The 6655-nt window shown below is 47.5% G+C and carries 3 protein-coding genes and 2 pseudogenes; 2 read left to right on the forward strand and 3 right to left on the reverse strand.

The window, feature by feature from the left end:
- Nucleotides 1-775: 775 nt before the first annotated feature.
- On the forward strand, nucleotides 776-1975 hold the full coding sequence (locus AAKU61_RS21680) for an ATP-binding protein (protein ID WP_354335620.1): 1200 nt from the start codon (nucleotides 776-778) through the stop codon (nucleotides 1973-1975).
- A gap of 229 nt (nucleotides 1976-2204) precedes the next feature.
- Here AAKU61_RS21680 and AAKU61_RS21685 read toward each other — a convergent pair.
- Nucleotides 2205-2800: pseudogene (locus tag AAKU61_RS21685) on the reverse strand (IS6 family transposase).
- Nucleotides 2801-2938: 138 nt separating this feature from the next.
- On the opposite strand from AAKU61_RS21685, the pseudogene AAKU61_RS21690 reads away from it, so the two are divergent.
- A pseudogene (locus tag AAKU61_RS21690) lies at nucleotides 2939-3067 on the forward strand (IS6 family transposase); the annotation flags it as partial.
- A 369-nt stretch (nucleotides 3068-3436) separates the two neighbouring features.
- Here the strand turns inward: AAKU61_RS21690 and AAKU61_RS21695 are convergent.
- Nucleotides 3437-4018, reverse strand: a complete 582-nt coding sequence (locus AAKU61_RS21695; protein ID WP_354335622.1) for a hypothetical protein — start codon at nucleotides 4016-4018, stop codon at nucleotides 3437-3439.
- Nucleotides 4019-4145: 127 nt separating this feature from the next.
- Entirely contained in the window at nucleotides 4146-6113 is a 1968-nt protein-coding gene (locus AAKU61_RS21700) for a PPC domain-containing protein (RefSeq protein ID WP_354335624.1), read from the reverse strand.
- Between the last annotated feature and the right edge of the window lie 542 nt (nucleotides 6114-6655).

The following is a 6655-nucleotide window of genomic DNA, read 5'->3' on the forward strand; positions in this document are numbered from 1 at the left end:
GGCATCAGAATACAGGCTGGGACTGGTACACTTTCATTCCGCGTTTCTCGCGAAATCTAGCGCGTTTCAGTGGTACATTTTTACACTGCGGTTCTCAGTGGTGTGCCAGGGAACAAACACTGTTCCGAGCGCACACGTCTTAACTGCGCGTCGGTCAAAGTCAGCGGATAACGTGGTTGTACCCGCAACGGCTCCTCGATCAAATAGTGCTGTTTCGCATGATTCCATACGCCACGAGCGAGCGTCCCGCCGTCGCGCAATCCAATACTGGCATAACGTAAGAATTCCTGCGTAAATGAATCACATCCCGGATTATGTTAATTTTGGAATGACAAGCCATAGTCAATCCGCTGCCAATTACGCTCTCGAAAGTCAACCTGGGGCAGCGATTAGCCATCGTTCACTCCTTAACAGTTTTGCCATTCATGTCAGAAACAATTTGATCACATGGCCGTTTGCGCTTGTTACACATTTATGTGGGAATCTTTTACGGTTCCCCTGAATTCCTAATTAAGTGTAGAGGCGCTGTTTGTAGGTCTTCATTTTCAGTGACTGGATAACCGAACCAACTCGAATTGATAACTTTCTGCTTTGACGGTATGGTTTCGACCATTTAGATACGGTAATCACGGTGTAACTCGGGTATCGTTTTTTCAATTGCCCTCTTACTTTAAGCATTTTTTTGAAAATGGTTGAAAAGCCATTAGACACTTGACATTGCTATCGAGTTTAGATAATTTAGTGAAAATTCATAAATTTACTAATAAAGATATAAATGAACCCGATCCTTAATCCGTACTCACCTGGCGCTGGAAGTCCGCCGCCGGAACTAGCCGGACGTGACGCCGTGAGGCAAAAAATGAGCCTTTGTATTGAGCGGCTTCGTCGTGGCAAACCGGCTAAGAGCCTGATGCTTGTCGGTCTTCGAGGTGTAGGTAAAACCGTTCTTCTAGACCAAATGATGAAGGATGCAGAGGCCAGTGGCGTTGTCACGATTCGGATCGAAGCGCCTGAAGGCCGTTCATTACCTGCATTATTAGCACCACAGTTGCGCTTGGGTTTATTGCGATTAAGTCGGACTGAAAAAGCCAAGGAGGTCTCAATTCGTGGGTTGCGAGCCTTGGCAGGCTTTGTAGGTAAGATGAAGATAAAATTTAACGACATAGAGGTTGGACTCGACTATGAACCGGAAGCAGGTTTGGCCGACAATGGCGATCTCGAGGGTGATTTGACGATGTTGTTTGAACAGGTAGGGATGGCAGCAAAAGCAGCAGATACGCTAGTCGCTATATACATTGATGAACTGCAATATGTTCCTGAAAAACAAATGGCGGCATTGATATCAGCCCTCCACCGTTGCGCGCAACTTCAATTACCTTTGGCTGTTATAGGCGCTGGTTTGCCACAGCTTCGCGGTCGCATGGGTGACGCAAAATCCTATGCCGAACGACTGTTTGATTTCCCTGAAATTGGTCCACTCAGTGCAGAAGATGCAACTAATGCGATAGTTAAGCCGGCTCGCGAGGAGGACGTCGAAGTAGATGATGATGCGGTAGCTCTGATCGTCAGTTATACCAAAGGTTATCCTTACTTCCTTCAGGAGTGGGGAAAGCACGCTTGGGACATCGCTCTTGAAAGTCCGATTAGTCGTACCGATGTAGAAGCGGCATCTACGGAGGCTGTCGCCACGCTTGACGAAAGTTTTTTTCGAGTTCGATTTGACCGCTTGACCCCTTCCGAAAAAAGGTATTTGCGAGCTATGGCCGAACTTGGTCCAGGCCCGCATCGCTCTGGTGACATTGCCTCATACATGAAGCGCGAAAGTGCGTCGCTTGGACCTGTGCGTAGCAGTCTAATCGTCAAAGGGATGGTCTGGAGTCCAAATCATGGCGATACCGCTTTCACTGTTCCCTTATTTGATGAATTTATGAAACGTATTATGCCGGGTAAGGAATGGGTAGACGCAGATGCCTAAACATGGCGACACGGACAAAAACTTTGACTACTTGGAAGTAGTTCATTTACTCATAGGAAGACCGTTTTGTTGATGCGCCCCTATGCATGACGCACGCGATGATTCATATATGTAACCTCATTTTTATGGACTAGAAGAACAAAAGGTATTGTCAACTTGCTGAACGGAGACGGCGAGTTGTACAATTCCAGGCGAACTTGCATTTGCCCGGGTAACACGGTGTCACGGATTAGGTTTTTTTTGCTACGTTGGTGACCTCATTCCATACAGAAAATGCCTGCGTACGCATGTGTCGGTACTGCTCCGCTGTCATACGGTTTCGCTGACACCGGAAAGCATTGTTGATCGGGCCATGAGCCGATAAAAAGCGCTGAGCATGGCCCGATGACTTGAAGCGCCGCATCTGTCGTTCTCGTTGCCGCGTCGGTTGGTGCGAGAGTTCTGCACGGTTATTGAGGCCTTTGTGTTGGCGATGCTCCACACGCGGCATGATTTGCGTCTTCGCCGCGACATAACTCTTTAGCTTGTCGGTGATTAGCACTCGTGGTGCGTAACGTAAGCCCTTGAGCAGCTTGCGGAAAAAACGTTTTGCGGCTGTCGGTTGCGCCGACTCTGCATCAGAATATCGAGCACATGTCCGTTCTGATCGACCGCACGCCATAGGTAATGGTGCTTGCCCTTGATCGTTAGCACCCCCTCGTCGAGATGCCATTTGTCTTCGCGTTGCGGTTGACGCCGGCGAAGCTCATTGGCATAGCCTTGGCCAAACTTCAACGTCCATTGGCGGATCGTCTCATACGTGACTATGATGCCACGGCTGGCCATTAGTTCTTCTATGTCGCGAACCGGAAGTAGAGCCACACGACATGGCTGATGATTTCTGCTGGGTAGCGGAACCCGCGATAGAGTCGAGATTTTTTCGTCTCGCCACCTTACAATATTTTGCCAGCCTCCGTAAGTTGACAATACCTGCTCGCTGGCATCGAGCTCATGCACATGATTCGAAAAGGTCAGTTTGACACTGATGGTCTTGCGGACCTGTCATTTGCGCAACAATTCTATGCCCTGGTAGGACAGGTCCGTCCAGCGTAAAGGTACACCCTCGTCGTGTCTGCAAGAGCTGGTCTCAGCTAAACAACGCGACATATATGGACGCCCTCAGTTTGCCAAGCATTAAATCGATGATGAACATAAAGGTAAGATTGTCAAACGGCGTCGTAAATTTTCCAGTTGTCAGCGTGGGGCGTTTCCAGAGAGATTCACAGGAGCCCTTACGGCCATTGGATCGGCGAAAATTTCCTGGACGCTGAATTTCAATTGAAGTGGAAAATTCTCTGCGCTGTTTAACAGATAAGCCATTTATTTTGAGTTTGATAAAGGCAATAGAATATCGAACCGCATGCATGTTATTCTAAAATTAATAAAATTAATAAAATTAATAAAAGTGATTAGTCGGTTGACTTAAAACGGCGTAATGTAGTATTTCTGTCTGATCTGACGAATATTTTCTATCAGATGTTTCGTGCTCTCAAAATCACTATGGTATGAACACTGAGCGTTGAGCTGGTCTATGATCGGATACGTCTTGCTGCCAATGATAATATTGATGATATCTGACATACCCGTCACATGACGGCCGGAGGTGCATTTCCCATCGGGATCAACTGCTATATTGCTAGTGACGGCATCGGCATGGACTTTTAGTCTGGTAAATTCAGCGAGGGTCAACTCGCCTTCTAATGTTTTGCCATCCGCGTTAGGACCAATAATAAAATGGCCATATTCACTCACCTCCAAACCATACGAACCTGCACAATGTCGTGGGTTCATTGCCTCGCAAGCCGTTCGGTTTGTTATCTGTTTCCAGCCAGTAGCCGTTGCGTCCATGGCATTGCCTGCCGCATTACCTGCGCCCGATAGTGTTGTCGACAAGATCAGGAGGGTAGCTGCGATGACCAAAGTTCGTGAACTATTACGACGTTGATGAATGTGGTTTAGAAGAGAACGACTACCCATTTTATTTTCCACTTTAATTTTTTTCATAATTGGTCGAATATCTATTGATTATGTTATTTCGCTATCTACTTGACGCATGAAGATATGTTTCCTGTTTTTAATGATAAAAGCCCTCGCTCTTCTGCGAGCAAGGGCCGAGTAGCATTACAACAGATTAATCGCTGCCAACCAATGTGACACCGCTGAAGGCAGCGTAGCCATATACCAACACATAGTAGGTGCCCGCTGCAGGTGAAGTAATGTTAATGGATTCGGTTGTGGTCGAACCGATCGACCTGTTGAGATAGGACGAAGTAGTTGGTGCCGTACCGAGTTGCAGGTATAGATCAGAGTCGCCAGTCCCGCCAGATGTTTTGAAGGTAACGCTAGGGCGGCCGGCTGGGACTACCAATGTGTAGATTTTTGACGAACCTGCTGCACCCGACAAACCTGTGATGGGTACGCCATTAGCCATTGCCGTGCCGCCACTACTAGCCGAATACTTGGCAACTAGCGTAACACCACTTGGTGCATTGTAGCCATACACTAAAACATAGTAAGTACCTGCGACAGGATTACTAATAACGATGTGTTCGGTCGTGGTTGAGCCATCCGATTTTTGCAAATAGCTGGTCGTGGTTGGCGCAGAACCTAATTGAACATACAGATCTGAGTCACCTGTGCCGCCTGAGGTATCGAAGGTCAAACTAGTTTGTCCTGAAGGTACGGTAAATGTGTAGACCGTGCTAGCACCTGTCGCCAGAGTAATACCATTGACCGCAACACCATTTGTTAAGCTCGAGGAAGGAGGGACGCAAGCGCTGGTATTGTAACCAGGCGCAGCAGCCTTTGTGCAACTTCCTCCGCCACTATAAGTTGTATAGACTTGGGAATATGCAGTACCCATGTAACCACTTAGTCCAGCCGCCGTGCAAGAAAGAGAAGCGCCATTAGCGATACCTTGATCGCAGTTTGGTGAGCCACCGCCGCTACCCGTTACAATTGGATGAGAGATGTTGCAGGCATTCGTGTCATTGGACCAGGTACTTTGCATTGCAAAGGTGCCTGTGCCCATCGTCACGTTTTGTGTCGCCGCTTGTGCTCCAGTAGTAACCCAAGCACACTCGTCGCCATTCTCCTGTCCATTGGAAGCTGAACCGGTTTTATTGGTCCATCCTCCGGCTGGATTTTGGTCAGTCACAGTCTCCGCATACTCATGACCCTCGACGATGGAGAATCCATCTAGCTTGCCTTGTGCGGTAGTCGCACCATTTACCGAGCCCAAGCCGCAACTGCTACCTGCATCGTAGACGTAAGGCATGTTGGTGAAAGCGATGTCGCCATAAGGAGACGTGACGCCAGCGTCAGCAGTATAGTCATGCCAAGCGCAGAAATTACCACTGGCGGTGTTGAAACCATCTGGGGTAGTGCCTGATGGCGACAAGATCACATACTGTACGTAACGATTGGAAGCTGCGGTTGTGTTGCCAAAATGGGCAGCTGCTTTAATCGCCTCGTTGGCAAGCTGTGCAGCAGTGGCGGACGTTGGTGAGGATGCTGAATTATCGTACCAGATACCAGCCAAAGCACCGCCAGTCGGGTAACCAACGTGTGGTGCGCCGGCAGGGCAGGTAGTAGCACCAGCCGCGACCAATGGCCCGTCGCAATACTGTGTCATTACGCCAGACCATAGTTCACCGCCTGTACCCAAATTCTTGAATAGGTTTTGCAGGTAAGGGACGGCACCAACAGTGTCTCCAGATAAGGTCATGTTGCCGCTGGCATCCGTGCTAGCCGAACCCCACTGCGTACCAAGAACGACCAGATAGACCCGAGGCGTACCACTGGTCACGCCAATACCATTCACTCCGCCACCGTAAGCCAAAGTCTGTGTGCCTGTTGCCGCCGTCAACCTTGTTGCTGATCTGTTAGCAACTGCCCAGCTCTTCATGCTGGCATGTGCTTCACGGGTAGGGACTGCACCGTGGCGATAAGCATGTCCTGCCGCAGGCGAAAAGGGATTTACAACGTCGTTTTGAGTATTTGCCGATTGCGCCGTAGCACTTCCAGACGACAATGCCATGATGCCTGCCAGAGCGAGCGTCGCGGTTCGTATTGATGATGCATATATTGAGGTTTTCATGAAACTTTATCTCCACTGAATTATTACATTAAATTGATAATTTTTTATTAATCTATTTCTTCTATTTACCTCTTGTAAGACGTTAAGAAAAAATAGAGTTCACGTTTTCAGTACGAGGCAGATTAAGGGTATTTGATCTGCCTACCAGCAGCAACGCTGGAGAACTAGTTTTGATTCATTAGTAGAAAAATTACTTTCTCAAAACGACTATCGCCCAGACAGCTGCGGGCAAGTTAAACATGATTCAATTTGTATGAAAATAAACATGTGGTTTTTACGTTATGTGAAAAAAGCAACAAATTCAGCGCAGGAAGAAGAAAATTAGGCAAAAAAATATACGGGGGAGGTTAATGCAGATATTTTGAAAACAATGAAACGAATAAGTTCTATTACACCATTAAATGTAAATTAAGATTTTACAAAAAAGAATGGAACTTTTTTATAATGCTGAGATCTTTGCACGATAAAAAGCCAAGCAGAGTGTTTACCTCAAATGAGACAATAGCAACAGGATAAATTTAAAGAGTGGCAATCATGGCGTG

Origin of the sequence: Undibacterium sp. GrIS 1.2, assembly GCF_040544435.1 — a bacterium.
In the GTDB taxonomy this organism is placed as follows: Bacteria; Pseudomonadota; Gammaproteobacteria; order Burkholderiales; family Burkholderiaceae_D; genus Undibacterium.

What these genes read in the sequence shown, in the direction of transcription:
- AAKU61_RS21695 (WP_354335622.1), bottom strand. Translation starts at nt 4,018, where the DNA reads ATGAAAAAAATTAAAGTGGAAAATAAAATGGGTAGTCGTTCTCTTCTA.
- AAKU61_RS21700 (WP_354335624.1), bottom strand. Translation starts at nt 6,113, where the DNA reads ATGAAAACCTCAATATATGCATCATCAATACGAACCGCGACGCTCGCT.
- AAKU61_RS21680 (WP_354335620.1), top strand. Translation starts at nt 776, where the DNA reads ATGAACCCGATCCTTAATCCGTACTCACCTGGCGCTGGAAGTCCGCCG.